This window comes from Stenotrophomonas sp. YJH_SMC_105-26, from assembly GCF_059368915.1.
Map to the genome: position 1 here is coordinate 35,183 of NZ_JCAFSD010000005.1, position 24,604 is coordinate 59,786.

Genomic DNA, 24,604 nt, shown 5'->3' on the forward strand with positions numbered 1-24,604 from the left:
ACGTCGCGTCAAAACCGCCACCAGTTTTGTGACAGCACTGTCATCTTGTGACAGCGCCAGAGCACTCGCCGGCGTAGACTGCCCTCGCCAAACGTCTTCATTGCAGAGCGTCGGTTGTTGCAGGAGATTCGAGATGAGTGAGCCATTGAAGGCGGGCCTTCGCCCTGCCCTCGCCCTTGCCTTGTTGCTGGCGTTGCCATCGGCCTGGGCCGGAGAGGCGAAGAAGCAGGACGGTGCTGCGCCGTGCATCGAAGTACAGGTCAACGGCGAGCGCATCCCCGCGTGGGAATGCCTGCAACGCAGGCTGTCGCCGGCGCCGAAATCGGCGAAGTCAGCGGCGCTGCCGGATGCCGAACGCCTGATGCGGCAGCCCGGCAACCAGCTGATGCAGTACAACCTGGAAGGCACGCGGCAACGCATGGGCGATGCCTTCGGGCGGTCCGTGGTACCGCAGCGTCCGGCGCGATGAACCCATGCATCTGCAGAGCCGAGCCCACGCCCGGCTGCGCCTGCACACCGTTCAACAGCCATGCAGAGGCAGCCGAGCGCGGGCTCGGCTCTACCGAGCGCCGCCCTGCGGAGCGGCCGGCACGATGCCATCGTTCGGCACCGGTGGCAGCGCGGGCACCGGCAGGCTGCGCGATTGCCCAGCCTGGTTCAGTTCCGCCGCGTTGGCGCTGATGCTGGCCAGCACCGTACAGGGCCCCAGCCGCTGGCCGGGCGCGTAAGCCTCCGGCGGGCGTCCATCCACCGACAACAGGGCCAGGGGCGCGTGGTCACCCGCCATCACACCCAGCACGACCACCTCGGTCTGCACCGCACCGGGCGACAGCAGCCGCACCAGCGGCAGACTGGCCACCGCATCGAACAGCGGCCGGGCCGGCGCATCGGCATGCGCTTCGCTGGCCGCCGCCGCAGGCGCCACCGCAGACAGGGTGACGCTCCAATAGGCCACCACCGCCAGCAGCAGGGTGGCCGCCAGCAGGGTCAACATCCGATTGCGATCCCAGCGCCTGCCATCCATGTTCCGCACCATCGCCACGTTCGTGTCCGCCCACGCTAGCAGCCGCCGCTGACGCTTTTGTTTCATCATACGGGCCTACGCTGGCAGGCATCGACCTGGACAGGAGGCAACGTCGATGCAGCACGTGCCGCGTGGTTTCACCCTGCTGGAACTGATGGTGGTGCTGGTGATCATCGGCATCTGCACGGCGGGCATCGGCCTGGGCCTGGGCAGCCTGCTCGACCCCGCGCGCCAGCTGCGGCAGGAGGCCGAACGACTGGCGCAGCGCCTGCAGGTGGCGCGCGACGAGGCCCGCATCGATGGCCGCCCCCTGCGCTGGCAGGCCGACGCCGCCGGCTACCGGTTCAGCAGGCGCGAAGGCACCCGCTGGGTGGACGTGCAACGCGACGACCTGCTGCGCCCACAGTCATGGCAACCGGCCGGCATCGTGGTGCAGCCGGCCACCCCGGTTGAACTGAGCCCGGAGTGGATCGGCGTGGCATGGGAACTGACGTTGTCGTTGCAGGGCCGCCAGCTGCGTCTTCGTGACGATGGCAGCGGACAGTTGCAGGTCGTGCAGTGAAGCGGAACATGCGCGGATTCACCTTGATCGAAGTGCTGATCGCACTGGCGATCGTTTCGATTGCGCTGGCTGCGGTCATGCGCTCGGTCGCGGTGGCCACCGACGATCAGTCACGCCTGCGCGACCGTCGCCTGGCGCTGCTGTGCGCGCAGGACCGCTGGCAGGAGCTGCGCCTGGCCGGGCAGCCGCCGCAGGATGCACGGCTGCGCTGCGTGCAGGGGCGAAGCAGTTTCCTGGTGCTGCAGCATATCGGCACGGGGGGTGACGGACAGCCGCAACTGGAACTCAGCGTGGCTGCCGAAGATGCACCGCGGCAGTCGCTGGCGCGGATGCAGCTGCCGTGGACCGCGGCGCAATGAAGCGTACCGCCGCAGGCTTTACCCTTATCGAGGTGATGATCGCGATCACCATCATGGGCGTGCTGGCGCTGATCTGCTGGCGAGCGCTCGACAGCGTGGCCAGCAGCGACCAGCGCCTGCGCCGGGCCGATGCCGAGACCACGACGGCACTGCGCGTGCTGCAGCAGTTCCAGCGCGATATCGAGATGCGTGCCGACGATGCGCTGATGAACGGCGCGGTGCGCCCGGCGGATCAGCCTCAGCGCCTGCTACCCCCTTCACTGGTGAGCGAACGGCATCCGGATGGAAGCTTTGCGCTGGAGATCACCCGCAGCGTCGACAGTGATGGGCTGCGCTGGCAGCGGGTGCGCTGGTGGCGGCAAGGCAACACGCTATGGCGCGCCAGCGGTACGGCGACGGACCGCTATCCCCTCCCCGCGCCGGTTCCTTCGGAAGGCATTGCAGTGGCAAAGGATGTGCAGCGGTTCGAGGTGCGCGCCTGGCAACCCGGGGCCGGCTGGGCGATGCTGCCGAGCGAGGGCGAGGTGCTGCCGGCCACCGGGCTGGAACTGCGGCTGGGCCTGCGTGACGGGCGTGGACCGCTGGGCTACCGGCGCGTGCTGGAGCTTTAGGATTCCTCCCAGGCAAAGCATCCACGCATGGCGTGGATCTACTGCCGAGCGGCTTCTACTGCCCGGCCTGCCCTGGTGGGTGCCGACCGTTGGTCGGCACTGAGGCTGGCCCAGCCATCCACGCATGGCGCGGATCTACTGCCGAGCCCGCCGCCGGGCGCGCTCCTGCACCCGGCGGCGCCGTGTCGGTGGTCCTCACCGCTGATGGCCGCTCCCTGCCCTCCGTGCCATCCTGGCTGGGGCCGCTTCCGTTCCGTGGCGGCTGGCCCGATGCTGTTCGTTCTTTCGGCCCGGTCGCATCCACGCATGGCGTGGATCTATTGCCGACCTTGGTGGGCAGCAACGTGTGCCGACCAAGGACGGCACCTATCGGCGCTGCGTGCCCTCGTCGCGACTTGCCTGCGGGAACTGGAAGGCACTGTTGGCGTCATAACCGCTGTTGGCAGTGTTGCCACGCGCCGGCGGATTGATGGCGCTGGTACCACTGCCGAAGCCCAGAATCTGCACGCTGATCACCGACGGCTGGTTGCGCCGTGCCTCGTCCTGGCTCTTGCGCATCACATCCTGTGCCGCCTGGCTGGCGCTGTTGGCTGCCGCACTGGCCGAGGCCAGCGCATTGACGTTCACCGATGCCAGCACCGGCAGGCCCTTGCTCTCGCCCTGTACCTGGATGTTGGCGGCGTTGAGCACCTGCAGCGCCGCCAGGTTGATGTTGCCCGAGACGCGGATACCAGCCTCGCCCGCGTCGATGATGCCCAGCGGCGCGACCAGGTCGACGTCGCCCGGCGGCACTTCGGCGATGGGGTTCAACGTCGCGATGCCTGCGCCACTGGCGGGAGCCTGCGGCGACAGGATCACATTGCCCCAGCCGTCATAGACGCGGCGCGGTGGCGTGTACAGCAACGTCGTCCGCGAACCACGACCGGCGTTGATGTCACCCTGCTCCGACCACGCCAGGATGTCGCCACCGAAGGTGGTCATCACCCGCGACAGGCCCAGCAGCACGCTGTCCTGGCTGAACAGCCGGATATCACCTTGCCCCTGGGTGACAAGGCCGGCGCTGGCGGGTGGCACCACGCCCTGCACACCGATCACGATCTGCCCACCCGGTGCCATCAGTTCGATGTTGCCGCCCGCCTCGGTACGCACGCCGGAGCCACCGTACATCACGATATCGCCGGTACGGTCGATCGTCGCACCGGCCGCATTCCTGTCCGGCATCAGCGTGGCGATGGCTTCGCGCCCGCGCAGGTAGGAGCCGAAGCGGGGCCCTTCTGCATCGGTATATTCCCGTCCACCTTCGCGCAACTCGGCGTAATAGACCTGGCGCAGGAAAATGCGCTGCTGTTCCTGCGGCAGCGCATCGAACGCCGCCAGCGCCCCGTCGCCGTCGGCCGCCACGCCGAAGCGCTGCTGCAGCCACTGCTTCAACTCCTGGTTGTAGACCTTGACTGCCTTGCCCGGCTGCGATGCAAGCGATTGCGCGGGGTCGGCAAGGTTGGCAGGGTGCAGATAACGGGCACGCAGGGCCGCGAAATCGAACTGCTGGTTGCCGGCCGTCAGCGCGATGCTGGCGCCGGGACGGGTGTCGCCCTGCACGATGCCACCGAGGCTGGCGATGCTGCCCGCATCCTCCTGGCGCAGCTGGCGGCCGGCACTGATCTCGGTGTTGCCGGGGCCAGCGATGGTCGCGTTCAGATGCACGATGTCGCGGCCCGCCGCCGCCACCGTGATGTCGGTGGGCGCGGTGTTCAACGCGGTCATCGACACCCCGAGGATGTCCCGACCTGCCCGCAGTTGCACGGCGCCGGCGGCCTCGAACCAGTTCAACTGCGTGCGCTGCCCCGCGTTGGGATTCAGCGTGCGCTGGGCGCCGGTGGCCAGACCCATGATGTCGCCCTGCACCGCGTAGAAGCGGCTCGGCGCCAGTGCCGCAGACACAGTGGACAGCGGCGTATTCGGACCGAATGCGAACAGTGGAAGCGACCCCGCCGGCGATGCCGTGTTGCCGTCGACCGACAGGTTGTGCCGCGTGCGGGTCACATTGCCTGCGGAATCCCCCTCCTCGGCCATGAATGCCGGGTCGAAGGGTCCAGGCAGGCGCGCGTCACTGGCCGAGCGCGCGATCTGGGTCGCGCCAGGCTGGGCGAAGATGCCGCCACCGGCCAGGACGTCCAGCCGTCCTGTCGCCGAGGGTGCCAGCAGGATCACATCCTGCGTCCCCGGCGTGGCGCTGATCCGGTCCAGCTTGATGTCACCCTGCGCAGCAATGGCGCTGAAGCGCGAAGGATAGAGCCAGTAATTCAGCAGATCATCACCGCCACGCACAACAAGCTGGACCTGCTCCCGCCACAGATTGCTGCCCGTCACGTTTTCCGGCCCGGCGAGGCCTGGCGCGAGGTCACCACCGGCACTGAACAGATCCACGGCCGTGTTGGCGGTCCACAGGGAGAACCACGTACTGCCTGCAGCGCGCGCGCCATCATCCTGCAGCACCGCGCTGTAGTTGGCCAGCGGAACCCGGCCGGCATCGGCGACGCCGCCGAGCACCACATCGCCCCGCGCCTGCAGCTGCGCGGCGGCATCGCCCAGCACCAGCACCGGCCCGCCCATCGCGCGGGCGGCGTCAGGCGCAAACAGGTCTGCCGCCCGCTGCTTACCCAGCGTCGCGTAGCTTTCCAGGGTGACGCCCATTGCACCGATGCGCCCCGCATCGAGCTGCAGGCTCCCACGCAGGTTGCTGAAGGTACCGTTGAGGTCGAGATTCTGTCCCGCCCTGGAGGGGTTGAGGCTGGAGATCGTCGCCTGCAGGTTCGGATTCAGTGCGCCACCGATACGCAGCTGCAGGTCGCCGCCGCCGGTCAGGTGCAGCTGGCCATCGCTGACCCGGCCGGTCGATCCCACCGCAGCAATGATCGCACCCGAGCGCGGTGCGATCGTCGACACCAACGCGTCACCTATCGCATCGCGCACGCCGGCGTCACGCCCGGCCTCCAGCGTCAGGTTGCCCCCGCCCAATGTGCCGAAGCCGGTGAAACCAACCATCCGTGGAGAAGCGCCGGCGGCAGCGGACACGTTGGTGTAGGCGCCAAAGTTCACCCACCAGCTGGTCGGCACCGGCTCGACCCCAGTGGTGCCGCCGGTACCCTGCCGCCACAGCCAGTTGCCGACCGCGGCACTGGAGTACAGCGCCCAGTCGCGATCGCTGCTGCCCGACTCTGCGCGCGCGGTCCAGGCGTCGCCGACGATATCGCGTCCGGCTTCGACGCGCAGGTTGCCACCATGATCCGGATACCAGGCCTGGTAGCTTGCCATCGCGGCGTCATAGCTGCCCGGCACCAGGTTCGGCCCCAGCACTGCGGTGTTCCAAGGGGCCGCTGCACGGGGCGAATTGAAGGCAGCGTCGCGGCCCCCACCCAGCGCGGCGGGAGTGCCGGCGGTGTAGACGCCAAAGCCTGACTTCATCACGACGTCACCGGCCGCGAGCAGTTCCATGTCGCCCCTGCCGGTGCGCAGTACGCTCCACGCCGGCGTGCCTGCGCGCTTGCCGTAAGTGGTCACTTCGGTCTGCGTGCCGCCGCCGGCGCAGTAGGTGGGCGCGGTGCTGCAGAACTCGTCTTCGGTCATGCCAAACATCGCGGCGAAGTCCTTCGCAGGGGTGCCTGCGTAGGACTCGTCGCCCCAGTAATCCAGCGAGCCCTGCGCGGCCACCTGGCGGGGTGCCGGGCCGCAGTAGTCGGCCGACATCGCGCAGAACTCGTCTTCGGTGAAGCCGAACATGTCGGCCAGCTCCGCGATCGGACGGCCTGCATAGGAGGTGTCGCCGATCCAGTCCAACGATGCCTGCTCGGTCAACGCGCGATCCCCCACCCAGATGATTTCCGTCTTGACCGTACCGATCGAGCCCTGGTGGGTGTCGGCCAGCACCACGCTGCCTTCGCTGCCCCAGCGCCGGCTGCGTGGGTCGGCTGCCCCGGTATCGGCGCCGGCAACAACGGTCAGGTCCCAGGAGGTGGTGCCCTCGGCCAGCATCGGCGCCAGCGCCCAGTTGCGCCCCTGGTTGCCGCCGGCATCGGCCGGCCTCAGATTCACCGGCGCGTCGCCGGGCAGCTCCACCTTGGTCAACGACGGGATGTACGCGCCCACCTTGAGCGCGACTTCGCGTGCCAGGCGCAGCGCAACCGGCAGCACCGCGCCGGCGGGCCACTCCTGTGCCGCCATCTGTACCGCACTGCGCAGGCGGAAGCCGGCCCCCAGCCGCGCACCGGCCGCCAGCATCAGCGGCTCCTGCAGCACGGTGCCCGCGGCCAGCGTCTGCCCGGAGTCGGTGGTCACCGCCGCACCCAGCACCGTGCCTGCAGGCAGCCGCAGGTTCTGCGAGATCACCATCGGCGCGGGCAGCACGGTACCGACCGGAAGCGTTACCGATTCGACCGGCACGTCATAGTTCAGGCGGGTGCCGGCCTGGAACTCGGTGCCGGGCTGCAGCTTCACTCCGTCCACCGGCACCACCAGCCCACCGCCAAAGGGGGTGTGCCCCGCGCTGCCATTGCGACCCTCGTACAGCTGCCAGCCGCCCTCATCCGGCGTGGACGGCGGCGGTGCGAACCCATCGTTGATGCTGCCGTAGACGTTGATGTTGCCTTCGGCGCGCAGCACCAGCGAGGCCGATTCGCCGAAGCCACGCCGCGATGGATCGGCGCGGTTGGCATCGGGGCCGTAACGGTAGCCGGACAGATCGATGTCGCCGGCGATGGTCAGGTCGCCGTCCGGGTTGGCGTCGCTGCGCCGCGCCAGCACCTGCACGCCGGGACGAAGGCGCACATCGCCCAGCGGCCGCGTGCGCTGCTGCAGATCGGCGTTGCCCAGCGCACCATCGATCCAGGCCACGCTGTGCGGATCGACCACCTGGTCCAGCCACTGCTGGGTGACCAGCTGCGCGCGGTTGCCGCGCACGTCAGCGGTGGTTGCCAGGGGCGCATCGTCGTAGCGGCGAACACCATTGAGCTGGATGTCGGCCGCGCCATCGATGCGCAGGCCGGTGGCCGCGGCAATCGCCGCGTCGTTGCTGCCCAGCCGCGGCACATCGATCTTCAGCGTGCCGCGCGGGGTACCATCGTTCTGGCCAGGACGTCCACCAACGGCAACGTCGCTGCCCGCACGCAGGTCCAGCTGCGCCGCGCTGCCCAGGCCGACGGCACCTTCGGCGCTGCCCAGCGTGATAGTGGCCCGGTTGGGACTGTCGATGATCTTGCCATGGCTGTCCACGCGCAGGCCGGTACCGTGCGCGTCCAGCGTGCCGTCCACCTGCAACTGATCGCGGGCGTACAGGCGGATGCTGCCGACCTGCTCGCCGCTCGCATCGATGCGGCCGGCCACGGTCAGGCTGCCCGCATCGACGCTGATGTCGACCCGGCGCGCCTTCACTTCGTCGCCGATCCGCAGATCGCCCTCACCGATCTGGAAGCTGCGACCGCCGACGACGCCGCCGGCAGTCAATCGCTGGTTGAGGCCGGCGAAGTCCTGCAGCTGGCGTGCCCGCACCACCAGTTCGCCACCGTCGTAGGGCACCAGCGTGCCACCGGCATCGTAACGACCAGTGGCGGCACCCTGCAGAACACCGGCCAGATCGGCTCGGCCGGCCATTGCGGTGACCGTCAGGCGCCCGCCGCGGTTGTTGCGTGCGGAAACATCGATGCGGGAGGCAGCATCGGCGCGGATGTCACCCGTGTCGCTGGACAGCAGGACATCGCCGCCCCAGCTGAACTTGTCCACGTCGTACAGCGAGACCTTGCGCCCGGCCAGATCCAACTCGGCCCGGCTGCCAAGCGTGATGCCCTGGCGTGCGTTCGCCGACAGCCGTCCGGACGCCAGCGCGACCGTGCTGTCCAGCGCGATCCGGTTGGCGTCGATGCTCAACTCACTGCCCAGTGCATCGCCACCCGTCTTGCCGGCGCCCCCCTGCAGGCGGAAGTCGCCGCCGGTGCGCACGCGCAGCTGCGCGGCGGGATCGGCGGCCAACAGCGGTGTATCGATACCCAAGTTGCCTCCGCTGTACTGCCACCCCTTGTCGGCCAGATAGTCGCCACGCTGCTGGAATACGTCCAGCGTGCCCTGCGCGGAGAACGACAGCTGCTCCGAAGCCCTCAGGTTCAGCGCACTGAAGCCGAGCACCTGCCGGTTCGCAGGTACTTCAGAGCTGGGACGGCTGAATGGCGCCCGCCCCAGCTGCAGCTGCCGGGTGACGATGTCCAGTTGCCCGGCCCCGAGCCGGTCCACCATCGGATCGGCCGGCGGCACCGTCGCGTCGCTGCCCGGCGCCTGGCCCGCCGCCAATGAGCCGTCCCAGACCAGCGTGTCCACCAGGATGCGCGCGCGGTCGGTCGCCGCACCGTAGCCGCGGATGGCCTGCGCACCGAGCACAAGCGTCTGCAGGCCACTGCGGCCGGTGGCACTGTCGCGCGCATCCAGGTCGACGCTGCCGAACACGTTGACAGACTCCCGCGCGACCAGGCTCAGCGTGTCCAGCGCCGGCGCGCCGGTCGCATCATTGCCGCGCAGCAGTTGTTGCAGCACGGACTGGTTCATGGTCATGCCACTGGGCAGCGCCCCGGCCGCAGCGGCCTGGGCGATCGCTTCGGCACTGCCGAGGTTCAGCGCCGCCATGCTCAGGCCGAGCTGGCGGGTGCCATAGCTGGCCGAGTCGCGCATCTGCAGCGCGCCATCGGTCGCTACCGCGATGCTGCCATCGGAAACCAGCCGCGTCTGGCCGTCGCACGCCGCCTGGCATCCGCCGATGTCGATCGCCACCGGACCGGCCTCCACCCCGGTGGTGCCGGTGATCAGGTTCAGGCGCTGGTTGGACACCGCCAGCAAGCCGCCGGAGACCTGGTAAGGCAGGGTCGCGCTGGCATTCGCGTTGGCGGATGCGAACGGCAGTGTATCGAGGGTCGCACCGGCCTCGACCAGCACGCCGCTGCCACCGGAGGCCGCTGCCACCAGCACTTCCGGCGCGTTCAAGGTGACGCCGGAACGGATCGCCACGCTGCGCGCCTGGCCGGTCACCGCCACCTGCGAGGCCTCCTGGTTGAACTGCCCGCCGATCATCATCCGCGCCGGCAGGAAGGCATTGAGCGCGTCGTCGCTGAAGGTGGCGCCGCGATCACTCGCCTGCGATTGCGTGGTGCCATCGACGATCTCCAGCGAACCGACCGCCGGGCTCGCCAACGTGGCTGCCAGCGTGCCACCACGCCCCTTGTCGGTGGCAGCCGCGAACCGCGCGGTGCCGGCGAAGTGGATGGCAGGCGTGTCTGCACGACCTGCACCTTCGCCCAGCGCAAGGGTCAACCCGAGCGCATCGATGGTCTGCCAGCCACGCGACTCGCCGCGGCGGTCAGCTACCGATTGCGCGAAGCTGTTGTAGGAGGTTTCGTTGTAGCCCGAGTGCCGGCGTACCACGGCCGCGGGAGTCAGCAGGATGTCGGTGAGCAACGGCGAGATTGCCGCGCCCAGCGCCGTGCGCTGCTGCCCGGACACACGCCAGGTGCCGGTGCCGGTCGCAATCGGTTGCACGATGCCGGAGGTGCCGGTGGCGCCCAGCTCCACCCGGAATGCGCCGGGCTGCAGCGCATAGCTTGCCGGCATCAGCGTGTAGGTGCCGGCCGCCAGGCCGGGCACGCCAGCCGGCACGGTGATCTGCTGGCCCACCGCCGGAGCTGCGAACCCTTCTTCGCCACTGGGGGCGAACGCCCCGGCGCGTCCCGGTACGATCGCGTACACCGGGTTGCCCGACGCACTGAACCCGTAGCGCGGGTTGGCGTCGGCCAACGCCGTACGCAGGACGTCGACAGAGCCACCGCGTCCTGACACGAAGGCGGCGCCGGTCAACTCACCACCGCCGGACATGTCCAGCAGGGCCCCCGGCGCCACCTCGATCTCGTTGGCCTTCAGTGTCACCCCCATCGAGGAGATGCCGGCTGGCGTCAGCGATCCCAGGCTGCGCGTACCGACCCGCCAGTCAACACCATCGACGGTGCCACCATAGGGCAGCGACAAGCCGGCGCCGCTGGTCGAAGTTACGCTGCCTGGCAGCAGTTCCACCCGGCTGCCGACGGTTCCGTTCTGTATCAGGCCACCCAGCTGCAGCGTGCCCATCGGCGCCTGTACGTTGCCGCCCTGCTGCACCGTGGCGGCCACCAGGCGAAGCGTACCCAGCGCCGATTCCGGCGCCGGCTTCGTGGCCGCACCGGTGCCGTGGATGCGCAGCACGGCATCCGGATCGGACCAGTAATCAGCGGTCTGCACGGTCTGCGCCGACGCGCCGGCCACCAGCGTGCCGACCGCGCCTGTGGTGGGATACAGGCGCGCAGCGGTCACGTCCATCGAACCAGCCGTCATCAACGCGCTGGTGTTGCCACTGCTGGCAATGCCGTTGGTCAGGCGCACGTCACTGCGGCTGTCCAGCGCCACGTGTTCGAACCCCGGCAGCCAGGTGACGTCGCGGATGTCGATCAGCCCGGCCTGCACCGCCAGCGCATGCTGGTCCGGCGCCGCCGAGGCAACTGCGGCGGTGCCCTGCAGGTTCTCGCCCGGCATCTGGCGCCAGCGCGCCTGCGCCAGGCGAACGTAGGGCGCACTCAGTCGCAGCCCCGACGATGGCCCGGCATCCACGGCCATGCCCAGGCTCGAAGTACCCTGGCCGTGGATGCGCAGGCTCTGGGCCAGGCGCAGGTCGACGTCACCGACCGCGCGGATGTCACCGAACACGGACAGATTGTCGAAACCGCCAGCCTGCAGCTGCTCGACCGATAACGCGGCGTGGCCATACTCCAATGTGGCCGGCAGTGGCTGCCCCGGTGCGCTGTGCTGGCTGAGGGTGATCGCACGTGACCGCAGTACCTCCTCGCTGGCGCCACGTGCATGGATGCTGCCGCCAAAGGCCAGCCCCAGGGTGCCGCCACGTGCGCCGGCACCACCGGCGGCCGCGTCCATCCCGCCGTCCAGGTACAGCGCATTGGCCGAGCGCAGCACGATCTGCCCGCCATCGCTGTCCACGCGCACACGGCCCTGGCCGTCGACGTCCAGCTCGGCCGACGCACCCCGCGCCCGCAGGCGCGCACCGCGTTCAACCACCACGAAGGCTTCCGGTGGTCGGTTGTCGACGAACGCTGTGGTCTCCCAGTCCAGCGCCCCGCCAATCTCGATGCGTCCACCCGCGCGCACCTGTCCGCGCAGACGGCCGCTGGAATCGGGCAGCGAAATCGCGTCTGCATCGGCATCCAGCAGCGCGCCCTCGGCGAAACGCCAGGTGCGTTCGGTGCGCTGCCCGGCGTACAGCGCGTTCTCCGGGCGCACATCGTCGATCAGGATGCGTCCGCCCTTCGCGCGCAGCGTGCCTTCAACATCGATGTTGCCCGCACCAAGCAGCGAGATCGTCTGCCCTGGATCGACCGCCACCAGTGCATCCTTGCCGACCCGCAGGTCACCGCCCACGCTGTTGCGCTCCGAACGCAGGCTGATGCTCGCACCCGCGCGCTGGCTGACGCGCCCGCTCGACGGATCGGCGCTGTACAGCGGTTCGTCCCACGCCGCCAGTGCGGACGCCCGGTCGGTCGCCATCGGCGCGTCCTGGGTCAGGCGCAGGCCTGGCAGGGCAGCGACCAGCCGCGCGCCATCGGCCACCTCCACGCCGTGGTGGCCATTGATGTCGTACTGCGCGAAGCCACTGCCGAACAGGCCGGGGTCCAGTCGCAGCGACGCGCCCGCCAGGTCCGCATCGCCCACCCGCACCTGGCCACCGGTCCCCAGCGAGAAAGAACCACCGCCCTGTCCTCGACCACTGAACCGGCTTCCCTCACCCAGTTGCACCCGGCCACTGCCATCGGTCGTAACCGTACTGCTGTTCGCCTGCAGGCTGACGCTGCCGCCTTTACCGATATGGGCCTTGCCGCGCAGGTCCAGCGCAGCACCGGCCTCGACGTCAACCGTTGCCTTGGCGCCCACGGCCACGTCATGACTGTTGCCCAGGCTCAGGCGGCCGCCATCCGTCCAGGCACCGCTCGCGTCGCGCGGCATCGCCAGTGAGGCGTTGCTCCATTCGCCGGAGAGGTCGATCCGCGTGCCGTCGGCAATGACGGTGCGGGCGCGGCCATCGTGCAGCAGCGCCGTCGGCCGGCCCTGGACTTGCAGCAGATTGCCCGCCGACAACTGGCCGCCGGCAATGCCGATGTCGCCTGCCAGCTCCACCTCGCTGGCGGTCAGGTTGAGCTGCCCGCCGGCCTGAAGCCGAAGGCTGCCGTCGATGCGGATGCGATCGGCGGTCGCCAGGTCGATCCGCCCCCACTGCTGGGCACTCAGCTCTGCGATATCCAGCCACACCGTGTCACGCCGCTCCTCGTTGACCGGAGCCGCCAGCGACCACGCCGTCTTCGTCGGAGCCTTGTCACCCAGGCGCACATCCGAGCCGAACACACCACTGCGGCCCTGGCCGTCGTAGCGCCCCAGGTACAACTGCGCATTGCGCGCGACCGCCGTCTGCGCCTGTGCATAGCCATCCAGCGCGGCATCCGGCCTGCGGTTCTGCTGCGCGCCCTGGAAGGTTGCAGTCTCAACCTTTCCATCCAGCACCGCGGTCGGTGCGGAGACGATCAGCCGTCCTGCATCGCGGCCGACCGTGTACCCGTTATCGACCCGCTGCGCCGCGAATACGATCGGATCACGGAAGGTCTCGGTGATGCCCCAGCGTTCCTGCTTCACTTCATGGCCGCTGTACAGGCCATCGAACAGCATCTCCGCTGGCGCCTCATCAAGACGGTAGACCTGGCCATCAACGCCGCGCACCCAGCTCTGCCGGACCACGCCGCTCTGCACATCCAGGCTGCCGCCGGCAAGGTTGATGCGTGAGCCACCCTGCGTGATCACTTCCCTGCCGCCCAGCAGGACGGTGCCTCCCTGCGCAGCCCATTCGCCGATCGAGTGCCCCTGGTTGTCGAGGTAGCCCCCCACTTCCAGCAGGCCGCCTGCGGCGTACCAGCGCTCACCCTCGTAGCCCCCGGTACCGGCCGGAACGTGGACCAGCCTGCGGCGGTCGACCCAGACTTCGCTGCTGGTCAGCTTGCCGCTGTCGCGGTTGTCCAGGGCATCGCGCAGTTCGTTGCCCTGCACCTTGACCTGGACATTGTTGCTCTCCATCGACACCTGCACGCCCACTGCGCCGGACACGTCCACGCGCGCGGCATCGTCCACGTAGCTACGGGCCGCCGCATCGGCGATGATCTGGCCACCCGTGGCAACCGTCAGCGAATCCGCGCTGAAATGGATGTTGCCCCCCGAGACGATCTCCACCCGCGACTGGTCCCGGCGATCATTGTGCTGGGACAGATTGTCGAAGGTTGCCGAACGCGCGCCAGCGCGGATCGCGTCCTGCTCGGCCGATTCCTTGATTAGGGCGTCGCGCTGCGTATCCAGCACCGTGGTCTTGCCATCGTCCTCGATCAGCACCGCCGTGGTGGCTCCGTCAGCAAGCGTGACGCTGCTGCCTGCATCACTGGCCGAGGCCAGAAGATGCACGGTGCCGCGCTGTGCAAGCGTGGTGCTGGCCACGGCCACACCGGCCTGCTCGACGCTGCGTCCGGCCAGGGTCACGTCACCCTCGAGTGCGCGCAGCAGACCGGTATTGCGCACGCTGCCAGCCGTGCTGCCAGCGATGAAGCGCGGCGCGATTTCATTGCCGCGGGTGGTGGAACTGGTGTTGGTGGCCGTACCCACGCCGCGCCGGATCACGAAACTGTCACCTGCTGCGAGCTGCACCTGGCCCTTGCGCGCTTCGATCTGGCCAGCATTGTCCACGCTGTGCCCGGCCAGCAGCACGTAGCCACCGCCGCGCGTCGCACTGGTCGGCTCATGGGTCGCGATGCGGGCGCCCCGCTCCACCATCACCTTGCCGAATGCATCGCTGAGCGCGCTGCTGCTGGCGTCGGGGCTGTACAGGCCGTTGTCGCGGAACTGCGCATCGCTGATCCGTGCTGCAGCCGCCAGCAGATTGCGTACATTGACCTGGCTGTTGTTGCCGAACACCACGCCGTTGCGGTTGGCCACGAACACCGTGCCACTGGCCTTCAGCTGGCCCAGGATCTGGCTGGGCCGCGCCTGCGGATCGTTGACGCGGTTCAGTACGGCCCAGTCAGGGTTCTGCAGGAAATTCAGCGTGGTGTTGCCGCCGATGTTGAAGGTCTCCCAGTTCAGGATTGCCTTGTCCGCGGTCTGCTCGACCGTGACCTGCACCCTCCCGTCGCTGCCCTGCGACTGGATCGCGTCGCGCGCATTGAGCCAGCCACGGGTCAGCGGGTTCTGGTCGACGCTCAGGCCGTCCTTGCCGAGGCCATCGGCAACGATGAAGCCAGCCTCGCGGTGCGCCTGCCGGGCTTGTTCCTGCAGGCGCTGCTGCAGGGCAATCGCCTGTGCCGCAGTGCCAAGATTGTCGATCGACTGCTGCAGCTTCTGCCGTGCCGCATCCTGCTGCTGGGCCGGCAACTGGAACTGGATCGGCACGCCGTTGGGCATCCGGCCACTCTGTGCCGCGCTGCCCTGGGCCGCGCCCCGTTCGGCGAACCAGCCCGGAGTGAACGCCTGCTGCGCCTGGCTGGCCGGGGCTACCATGCTCCCCAGTGCGACCGCGATGGCCCACGCCATCGGATGATTGCGGCGCATCGACGCGGCCGGATGAACAGCGGACGGGAGCGGGTGCGACATCGGAACCTCATCAACCTGGTGGGCCGCAGCTGCGGCGACGATCGGGGAGGCACACGCAACGCATGCCCTGCCACTGATAGACGGTTCACGCGAGACGAAGCCGACAGCCAAACGCTGCAACGGCGGCACCGTCGCGGAAATGGCGACGCCGGCCCAGAGGCCGGCGTCGGGTCAAGCAGGATTCAACCCGTGCTGCGGATTACAGCGGACGGCCGATGCCGGCGCAGGTGCTGGGGTTGTTCAGGCCGGCAGTGCTGCTGGCCAGCACGAAGCGGTTGCGGATCGCATCGCGCCAAACCTTGGTCAGCGGGATGAAGCCGTGGTCGGTGATCGACTTCTCATACGCGACGGTGTAGGTCGCCGGATAGTGGCGCGCCAGGAAGCCGCGCAGGCTGGTGGCGACGCTCGAATCCTTGTAGCACTGGCCGATCACCAGGTTGGTGTACCCGGCGATCGGATAGCCGGCCGACGGGTTGCCGAACACCGGCACCCAGTTGGCGGGGTTCTCTGCATCGGTGCCGGTCGGCGGAGCGACGGTGTCCAGGGTGGCCTGCACGCTCACCTGGTCCGGCGAGAAGCCCTTGACCTTGGCGACCTTGGTCGCATCGGTCAGGTTCGGGATCACGTCCGGGCCAACGTAGCCGATACGGCCTTCAGCCGCGTAGACAGCGTTGTACAGCGAGGTGCCGCCGGTGGCCGGGGCGGCCACCAGGAACGCCGGCAGGTTGCCGTTGGCATCGCGCTTGTACAGGTCGGCGAAGGTCGACTTGATGGCAAACTTGCCGCCCACCAGCTTCGAGGTGTCAGCGTTCTCAGCGGCACAGGCCGCGGTCAGGAAGCGGCTGAACATTTCGCTGGTGCCGCTGCTTTCCGCGCGGTACACCACCTGGATCGGGCCGCTGCGGTTGGCATCGATGGTCGACCAGTCGCTGATCGCGCCCGAGAACACGCCGCAGATCTGCGCCACGCTCAGGTTCACCGCCGAACCGGCCTTGTTGAACGGGATGGTGACCGAGGTGGCCACCGACGGCACCTGGATCAGCGCGCCGTAGCGGTTGGCATTGGTCGGCTGGTTGAAGTTGGTGGTGTAGGTGTTCAGCTCGGTGCCGCTCAGTACCGAATCGCTGCCGGCGAAGTGCACGGTGCCGGTGGTCGAGAACAGCAGCGAGTTGTTTTCCAGGAAGGCCTTCTTGCCGGTGCCCGAACCGGTCACGGCGTAGCTGAAGTTCGCCGGCAGGATGCTGTCGGACGAACCCTTGTAGAGGTCGGCCGGCAACGAGGCACCGCCGCCGGTCACGGTCTGCGCCGAGGCGGCGCCCACGGTAGCGAGCAGCGCGGTGGCAACCAGCGCGGCCAGGGTCTTGCACTTGTTCATGATCTTCTCCTGAAGGGTTTACTGCGAAGGGAAACACCAAGGGAGGAACGGTCACTACACGCCTGCTGCCGCCGAGGGCCTCCCAGCCCACTCTGCGGCGACGTGTCCATGCTGGTCCGCGCCGATGACAGGCCGCTTAAGAAACCTGTGGAAGATCGGAAAAAGGTGTGGAGGATTGTGTGGAGAATCGAAGACGGCGACCGGGTAGAGTCGACTGTGCGTCGACTGGTGCACGGAGCGCTGGCCCTGTCGAAGTGTGCTTGGGAAGCAGTCGACTGACAGTCGACTCCACCCGTGATGCGCGTTGCGCATCACTGCACCAGCTGGTTCATTTCCATGATCGGCATCAGCACCGCCAGCACGATCGTCAACACCACGCCGCCCATCACCAGGATCATGGTCGGTTCCAGCAGTGCGGTCAGCGCCATCGCGCGACGCTCGATCTCGCGCGAGATCGTCTGCGCGGCGCGTTCGAGCAGTGGCGCCAGCGAACCGGTCTTCTCGCCGCTGGCCACCAGATGCACCAGGATCGGCGGATAGACCTTCTGTACCTTCAACGCAGCACCCAGTGCCGCACCTTCGCGTACGCGAGCAGCCACATCATCGGCACAGCGCGCCAGCAACGCATTGCCAAGCGTCTGCCGCGCCGCTTCAAGCGCACGCAGCAGCGGGACACCGGCGTCCAGCAGGATCGCCAGCGTCGAGGCAAAGCGCGCACTGTTCACACCCAGCACGAAGCGCCCGACCATCGGGACCCGCAGCAGCATCGCGTCCCAGCGCAGGCGCAGTTCCGGCCGCCGCAACGCCAGCCGCCAGGCCACCACCAGCGCAGCGATGCCCAGCCCTGCCCACACGCCCCAGCTGCGCACGAACGCGCTGGCGGCCAGCATCACCTGGGTCAGCATCGGCAGCGTCTGCCGTGCCTGAACGAACGCGGTCACCACCTGCGGCACCACGTAGCTGAGCAGGAAGATCACGATCGCCACTGATACCAGGCTGATCGCCGCCGGGTAGATGAAGGCGGTCAGTACCTTGGCCTGCAGCGCATTGCGCTCTTCGATGTAGTCGGCCAGGCGCTCCATCACCCGTGCCAGATCGCCGGAATCCTCACCTGCACCCACCAGCGCCCGATAGATCGGCGGGAAATCGCGCGGCCGCGCTGCCAGCGCCACGGTCAGGCGCTGGCCGGCACGCACGTCGGCGCGTACTGCGGTGAGCGCCTGGGCCACGTGCGGGCGTTCGGCCTGCTCGATCACCGCACTCAAGGCGCCTTCCAACGGCAGGCTGGCGGCCAGCAGGCTGGCCAGCTGGCGCGTGGCCCAGGCCAGCTCGCTGGCAGACAGCCGCCGGGCAGCCCAGCCACTGCCGGCACTGCGCGCCACGCTGACCTGCACGGGTGTCAGCCCACGACCGCGCAGCAACTGCCGCGCACCGCGCGGGCTGTCAGCGTCCAGCTGGCCCTTCTCGATGCGGCCCTGCGCGTTGGCGGCCTGGTAGTCGAACAGCGCCATGCAAGCCTCAGTCGTCGCCGGTGACGCGCAGGATCTCTTCCAGCGTGGTCACCCCGCTGTCGACCCAACGCTGGCCGTCCTGACGCAAGGTCCGCATGCCGGCACGCCGCGCCGCCTCGCGCAGTGCAGGTTCACCCTGCCCCTCATGGATCAGCGTACGCACGCGATCGTCCACCACGAACAACTCGTGGATGCCGGTACGCCCCCGGTAGCCGCTGTTGGCACAAGCCGCGCAACCCAACGCGCGCCATACGGTACGGCCGTCCCCATCCACCTCGGCACGCCGGCATTGGGTGCACAGCCGCCGCACCAGCCGCTGCGCCAGCACACCGCGCAGCGACGAGGCCAGCAGGAACGGTTCCACCCCCATGTCGGCCAGGCGCGTCACTGCCGAGATCGCGTCGTTGGTATGCAGGGACGCCAGCACGCCATGTCCGGTCAGCGACGACTGCACCGCAATCTGTGCGGTCTCCAGGTCGCGGATCTCGCCGATCATGATGGTGTCCGGGTCCTGGCGCAGGATCGCGCGCAGCGCGGTGCCGAAGCTCATGCCGATGCGCGCGTTCACCTGGATCTGGCCGATGCCGGCGAAGTCGTACTCCACCGGGTCCTCCACGGTGAGGATGTTGCTGGTGCTGCTGTCGAGCTGGCCCAACGCGGCGTACAGCGAGGTGGTCTTGCCACTACCGGTCGGGCCGGTGACCAGCACGATGCCATGCGGCTGCCGGATCAATCCGCTGAACGTGGCCAGGGTGTCATCGGCCATGCCAAGGCGCTGCAGCTGCAGACGGCCGGCATCCTTCTCCAGCAGTCGCAGCACGGCGCGCTCGCCATGCCCGGTCGGCACCGTGGAGACTCGGATATCCAGCGGACGCCCACCCACGCGGATCGCGATGCGCCCGTCCTGCGGCAGGCGCTTCTCGGCGATGTCCAGGTGGGCCATGATCTTGATGCGCGATACCAGCGCTGCGTGCAGTGCGCGCCGTGGCTGCACCATGTCGCGCAGCGTGCCGTCCACCCGGTAGCGCACCACCGAATGGGTCTCGAACGGCTCGATGTGCAGATCGCTGGCGCCATCGCGTGCGGCCTGCGCCAGCAGCGCGTTGATCATGCGGATCACCGGCGCATCATCCTGCGCGTCCAGCAGATCGGTGACTTCCGGCATGTCCTGCATCAGCCGGTCCAGATCGACTTCGCTCTCGGCGGCACCGACCACGGCAGCGGCGTCGCCGCCGTCACGGTACTGCTCAGCCAACCGCTGCTGCCACATCGCGGCATCCAGTGCCTGGAAGGGCAACGGTCCATGCCGGCGGCGCAGTTCGGCCACAGCCCACGCTGCGGTATCGACGGTACCCAGCAGCACAGGCTCACCGCCAACCTCGGACAGCATCACCCCATGGCTGCGCACCCAGGCGTACGGCAGTGACGCGGCGGCGCTCACGGTCCGATCACCAGTTCCGGCGTGTAGCCCAGCCCGCGCAGTTGCTGCAGTGCCGGGTCCAGCGTCGCCGGGTCGCGCGGCAGCCGCACCCGCAGGCGCTGGCCACTCTCGCCCGGCGTCGCCTCGGCATAGGCCTGCAGGCCCAGCGCCCGCACCTGCGCCACGCCCTGGCGGGCACCGGTCGGGTCCAGCCCCTGTGCGAACTGCACCAGCTGCGCATCGCCGTCACCGGCCGGATACAACACTGCCAGGCTGGTGTTCTGCAGCGGCTGGCCCTGGCCATCGCGCGCATTGCCCTGGCCGAGTACAGAAAGGTCCTGCGGCGGCAGCTGCGGTGCCGACAGCGCCGGCAATGCCCAGCTCTGCACCGGTTGCGCGCCAGCCTGCGCGTTGCGCATGTAGTCATAGCGGTCGCGGGTCAGGCGCTGGCCGGCGGCCGGGTCACGCACCACGTGCGGACGCAGGAACACCATCAGGTTGGTCTTGGCGCGCCTGCGCGTGTCGCTGCGGAACAAGGCACCCAGCACCGGAATCTTCCCCAACCCCGGCACCGCGTCACGGCCATGGCTGACGCTGTCTTCCAGCAGGCCACCCAGCACCATGATCTGGCCATCGTCCAGCAGCACGCTGGTATCCAGTGCGCGCTTGTTGGTGATGATGCCGGCCGTGCTGTTCGCGCTCTGCGCATCGATGCTGCTGACTTCCTGGTAGATGTCCAGCTTCACCGTGCCGCCCTCGGAAATCTGCGGGCGTACCCGCAGCTTCAGGCCCACGTCCTCGCGCACGATGGTCTGGAATGGATTGTTGCTGCCGCCGCCACCGTCGGTCACGTAGCGGCCGCTCACAAACGGCACGGTCTGCCCGACCATGATGCTGGCCGCCTCGTTGTCCAGCGTCATCAGGTTCGGCGTGGACAGGATGTTGGCACCGCCCTTGCTCTGCAGCGCGTTGGCCAGCGCCTTCATGTTGAGGATCTGGCCGACGCCGGGCAGGTTGATGGTGCCGTCGATCACCCCGATCTTCAGGCCATCCTTGGGCAGCACGTCCAGAGTGGTGCGCGCGGTGGTGTTCAGCCCGCTGCCACCGCTGGTGCCGCCGAAGTGGGTGCCGCCGAAGGTGCGGCCATTGCCCAGCATCCACTGCACGCCCAGTTCGGCCGCGTCGGTCTGGTTGACCTCCACGATCAGGCTTTCCACCAGCACCTGTGCACGGCGCTGGTCAAGCTGGTCGATCACCCGGCGCAGGTTGCGGTACACCGGTTCCGGCGCCGAGATCAACAGCGTGTTGGTGGCCACGTCCGCCTGCACCGAAATGCCGTTCTGGCTGAAGCCGGTGCTCCCGGCGTCGATCGGGTCGCGGCGGTTCGGATCCAGCCGCTGCGATTCCAGCGCATTGCTGCCGGTCCTGGCCTGTTGTGGCTGCGACGGCTGCGCCGGTGCGGAACGGCTTGCATCGCCAGGCAGTGGCGTGATGCCTTCATTGCTGCCCACTGCCGGCGCATCGCTCTGCCCCGCAACCACGCCGCGCAGCACGCCGGCGAGCTGATTGGCCTGGGCATTGCGCAGGTAGACCACATGCAGGTTGCCGGACTCGTCCTGCGCGCGGTCCAGCTTCTCCACCAGCTGCCGGGCCAGACGGGTGCGCCCGGGACTGCTGGAACGCAGCAGCACGCTGTTGCTGCGGGGGTCGGCCATCACCACCACCTTCTGGCTGGGCTCTGCGCCCTGCGCATCCAGCAGCGGCGCGACCATCGCCGCGACGTCTACGGCGATGCCCTGCTGCAGCTTCACCACATCAGTGTCCATGCCGGCCGGCGTGTCGACGCTGGCGATCACCCGCGCGATGCGCTCCAGGTTGTCGGCATAGTCGGTGATCACCAGAGTGTTGTTGCCCGGGTTCGCCGTGATCGGATTGTCCGGGCTGATCATCGGCCGCAGCACCGCCACCAGCGCGGCGGCGTTCTCGTAGCGCAGCGGAAAGGTGCGCGTGGCGACCTCGCCTCCTGCACCGCCACTGCCCACCCGGCCACCGAGCAGCTTGGCGTCGGCCTGCGGCACCACCCGGCTGACGCCGCCATTCTCGACCACGGCGAAGCCGCGCATGCGCAGCGCGCCCAGCAGCAGCTGATAGGCCTGGGTACGGCTGACCGGGCCATCGGAGACCACCGTCATCTTGCCGGTCACCCGTGGGTCGACCAGGAACTGGCGGCCGGTGAACCGTGCCGCCATCCGCAGCACGCCACCGATATCGGTATCCACCAGGTTCAGCTGCACCGGCTCATCGCGTGTGTCCTGCGCTGCCACCGGCGCCGGCACGTGGGCCATGCCCACGATCAGGGCCAATGCAGTACTGCAGGCAAGGCTGCACATCGCCCTCATGGATGGGCACCCGCAGTGGCCACCATCACGATGTTTCCGGAAATCCGTGCCGCCGGCATGTTCGCGTCCCCTGTGCGTGTCAGTTGCAGCTGCTGCAGCTCGATGGCCGGGTCGGCCAGCAGCGGCAGCAGCCAGTTCCATAGCGCATCGGCGGGCACCGCCTGCACCTGCAGGTGCCAGCGCCCGTCACGCGCTTCGATATGCAGGCCGTCGGCAAGGCCGGCGGTCTTGATTCCATCGCGCAGCCCAGGAAGTGTCGGATGCTGGCCCTGCGCCAGCTGCTGGCGCTCACGGACGCGCAGCAGCGGTGCCAGTGCGCGCGACTGCGCCTGCAGCCGCGGTAGCTCGGCCTGCCAGTGCGTGCGCTGCTTCAGCAGTGGCTCCAGCCACAACGACCACAGGCCCGCCACCAGCAGCGCCACCACCATCACCCACAGCATCCGCCGGTCGCGCGGTGGCAGGCGTTGCCAGCGCTGCTGCAGGCCGGCCAGCCCCCCGCCCAGCCGCAGGGTGCGGGCCGTCACTGTCCCGCTCCGCTCACCCGCAGGCGCCCACCGGCGTCGCGCGCCAGCAGCAGGCCCTGCACCTGCAGCGCCTGCTGCCAGTGCTCAAGCCGCTGCGGATCGTCGGCCAATGCCTGGGCATCGGCATCCAGCTCCATGTCGAGCTGGCCGGGCTGGTAATGCAGGCTGCGCACCTGCCCGGCCAGTTCCGGAACCGCCAGCAGCGTGCTGGCTACCTGCCGTTGCAACGGCGGCAACGGTGGCGCTGGTGGCGGCACCGCCAGAGCACGCCTTGCCTGCAGCACCGGATCCACCACATCGGTGATCTCCGGGAAGCGTGCGCTGAACTGCCGCGCCATGTCCTGTTGCAGCGCCTCGCCCTCGATCCGCCAACGCCAGACCTGCAGCTGCAGGCCGAGCGCGGCCAGCAGCACTGCCGCCAACGCGAGGCCGATTGCCAGGCGTGGCGCTTGCCGACCCGCACCGGGCAGCGGCAGTGACCACCCCGGCAGAGGGCCACATGCCTGCCGTTCCTTCATGACGGCGGTGGCCGGCAGGCTGTCCGGCCACGCCGGCGGTACGCTGCCGATCCATTGCACGGCCTGCACGCCGGCCTGTCGCAGGCGCACGCCCAGCGCCTGCATGACTGCACACGCATCACGTCCGCCATGCCACTGGACGAACCCCCGATCGCGCCCGCTTCGCACCAGCAGGTGCTCGCCGCTGACCTGCAGGGTGGCCTGTCCGTCCTGCCAGGGCAGCAGCAGGGGCGTCGGATGGAGTGCCTGCAGCTGCAGTCCGCACGAAGCCAGCAACTGCTGCGCCTGCAGGACCGCCTGCTGGCCGAGCCAGGCCACCGGAACCGTACCGTCAGCCGCCTGCGCACCGTGGGCCAGCGCGACGTCCTGCAGGTCATCCAGCAACATCGCCTCCACCTCACCCTGCAACGCCAACTGCAGGCGGCGCCCGGACAACGGTGGCAGCTGCAGTTCCAGCAGGATCAGGTCGCCCGGATCGAGGCAGGCATGCACCGCAGCCCGCGGATGCCGCAGACCCAGCGCCGCCAGCGTGGCGCAACCGTGGGCCAGCACCTCGCCCTTGTGCAGCTGCGCCCAGTCCACCGCGCTGTCGGCGTGCAGACCCTCAAGCGTCGGCAGGCGCACCCGAAGCTGCCCGTTCATGCGCCGATCCTCGTCCACACGCGTTGCACACGCACGCCATCGTCGCGGTACTCGCGCCAGAGCAGCGCGCGGAAATCAACCGCGCTGCCGTCAGCCTGCACCCGGCCGACAGCCAGGAACCACTCGCTATGGATACCCAAGGGAAGTACCGCCATCTGTTCGTTGCTCAGTTGGAGTCGGTTGGCGATGTCGCCGCGATTGAGCAGCCAATGGCCAGCGTCGCGCTCACCGAGCAGCGCCTGCAGCCGTGCCGGCTCGACCGCAGGCGTCACCGCCTGCAGAACGCGCAGGTCGCTGGTGTTGGCATTGACCAGGGTCTGTGCCGGCAACACCACGGTGCGTCGCGCCAGCGCCTGCAACGCCACCGGATCGGCACCCGGCAGCGCCTGTTCGATCAGTGATTCGCGCGGCAGCGGCGCCTGCGCCTGCATGTCGCCATCGCGCAGGCGCGCCTGGATGTGGTCCGCGGCGGATGTGCAGGCGCCCTGGCCCAGCCCCTGCCCGGCACACAACGCGATGAACGCGCGCCGCGCCTCGGGGTCCGGCCTGCCATGCGCAAGCAGATTGCGCAGGTTGAACATCGACTGCGCATCGACCAGCTGCAGCTGCACCGGCAACGGCGCCTGCAGCTCCAATGGGCGCACCCAGCGCCCGCTGCGCACCGTGGTCAGCTGTTCCTTTGCGTCCTCACGCAGCTGCTGCGCCGCACGTTCCAGCGTTGCGTCCACGGCCATGTGTACCTGTGCGCGCAGCTGGTCACCACGCAGCGCGCGCAGCTGGGCCGACTGCCGGGTGAGCAGTGCAGTGGCAATCACTGCCACCAGTGCCACCACCAGCAGGGCGACGATCACCGCCATGCCACGTTGACGGACACTCGAAACAGACCGCATCCGGGCTGACATCGGCCTG

The 24,604-nt window shown here is 68.9% G+C and carries 13 protein-coding genes; 4 read left to right on the plus strand and 9 right to left on the minus strand.

Annotated elements, in window-relative coordinates:
* Positions 1–133: 133 nt before the first annotated feature.
* A complete protein-coding gene (locus tag AC5P7F_RS13150) occupies positions 134–469 on the plus strand; it encodes a hypothetical protein (protein ID WP_164077130.1) in 336 nt (111 codons plus the stop codon).
* Between the two features lie 90 nt (positions 470–559).
* On the opposite strand, the gene AC5P7F_RS13155 is transcribed toward AC5P7F_RS13150, so the two are convergent.
* Complete coding sequence (locus AC5P7F_RS13155) at positions 560–1,036, minus strand: general secretion pathway protein (RefSeq protein ID WP_197602778.1); 477 nt, start codon at positions 1,034–1,036, stop codon at positions 560–562.
* A 103-nt stretch (positions 1,037–1,139) separates the two neighbouring features.
* Here AC5P7F_RS13155 and gspH point away from each other — a divergent pair, with 103 nt between their 5' ends.
* The 3 genes from gspH to AC5P7F_RS13170 are packed head-to-tail and all read left to right on the plus strand — an operon-like array spanning position 1,140 to position 2,556.
* Entirely contained in the window at positions 1,140–1,586 is a 447-nt protein-coding gene (gspH, locus tag AC5P7F_RS13160) for a type II secretion system minor pseudopilin GspH (RefSeq protein WP_014647360.1), read from the plus strand.
* A gap of 8 nt (positions 1,587–1,594) precedes the next feature.
* Positions 1,595–1,945, plus strand: coding sequence for a type II secretion system minor pseudopilin GspI (gene gspI, locus AC5P7F_RS13165; protein WP_219634480.1), 351 nt, complete (start codon positions 1,595–1,597; stop codon positions 1,943–1,945).
* Complete coding sequence (locus tag AC5P7F_RS13170; protein WP_069116565.1) at positions 1,942–2,556, plus strand: prepilin-type N-terminal cleavage/methylation domain-containing protein; 615 nt, start codon at positions 1,942–1,944, stop codon at positions 2,554–2,556. Before gspI ends, AC5P7F_RS13170 begins: the two co-directional genes overlap by 4 nt.
* A gap of 366 nt (positions 2,557–2,922) precedes the next feature.
* Here the strand turns inward: AC5P7F_RS13170 and AC5P7F_RS13175 are convergent, their stop codons facing one another.
* From AC5P7F_RS13175 to gspK, 8 genes are all read right to left on the minus strand, one after another.
* Positions 2,923–15,306: a putative filamentous hemagglutinin family protein gene (locus AC5P7F_RS13175; protein WP_197602777.1), complete on the minus strand. Its 12,384-nt coding sequence runs from the start codon at positions 15,304–15,306 to the stop codon at positions 2,923–2,925.
* 199 nt (positions 15,307–15,505) lie between these two features.
* The gene (locus AC5P7F_RS13180) at positions 15,506–16,681 is read right to left on the minus strand and encodes a substrate-binding domain-containing protein (protein WP_164077133.1); all 1,176 of its coding nucleotides are present in this window, start codon (positions 16,679–16,681) and stop codon (positions 15,506–15,508) included.
* Between the two features lie 311 nt (positions 16,682–16,992).
* Positions 16,993–18,192: a type II secretion system inner membrane protein GspF gene (gene gspF / locus AC5P7F_RS13185; RefSeq protein WP_049439488.1), complete on the minus strand. Its 1,200-nt coding sequence runs from the start codon at positions 18,190–18,192 to the stop codon at positions 16,993–16,995.
* 7 nt (positions 18,193–18,199) lie between these two features.
* Complete coding sequence (gene gspE, locus AC5P7F_RS13190; RefSeq protein ID WP_164077134.1) at positions 18,200–19,633, minus strand: type II secretion system ATPase GspE; 1,434 nt, start codon at positions 19,631–19,633, stop codon at positions 18,200–18,202.
* Entirely contained in the window at positions 19,630–22,011 is a 2,382-nt protein-coding gene (gene gspD, locus AC5P7F_RS13195; RefSeq protein WP_164077135.1) for a type II secretion system secretin GspD, read from the minus strand. The genes gspE and gspD overlap by 4 nt, the downstream gene beginning before the upstream one ends.
* Entirely contained in the window at positions 22,008–22,535 is a 528-nt protein-coding gene (locus tag AC5P7F_RS13200) for a type II secretion system protein M (protein ID WP_014647368.1), read from the minus strand. Before AC5P7F_RS13200 ends, gspD begins: the two co-directional genes overlap by 4 nt.
* Complete coding sequence (gspL, locus tag AC5P7F_RS13205) at positions 22,532–23,695, minus strand: type II secretion system protein GspL (RefSeq protein ID WP_164077136.1); 1,164 nt, start codon at positions 23,693–23,695, stop codon at positions 22,532–22,534. The genes AC5P7F_RS13200 and gspL overlap by 4 nt, the downstream gene beginning before the upstream one ends.
* On the minus strand, positions 23,692–24,597 hold the full coding sequence (gene gspK / locus AC5P7F_RS13210) for a type II secretion system minor pseudopilin GspK (RefSeq protein ID WP_164077137.1): 906 nt from the start codon (positions 24,595–24,597) through the stop codon (positions 23,692–23,694). The genes gspL and gspK overlap by 4 nt, the downstream gene beginning before the upstream one ends.
* Between the last annotated feature and the right edge of the window lie 7 nt (positions 24,598–24,604).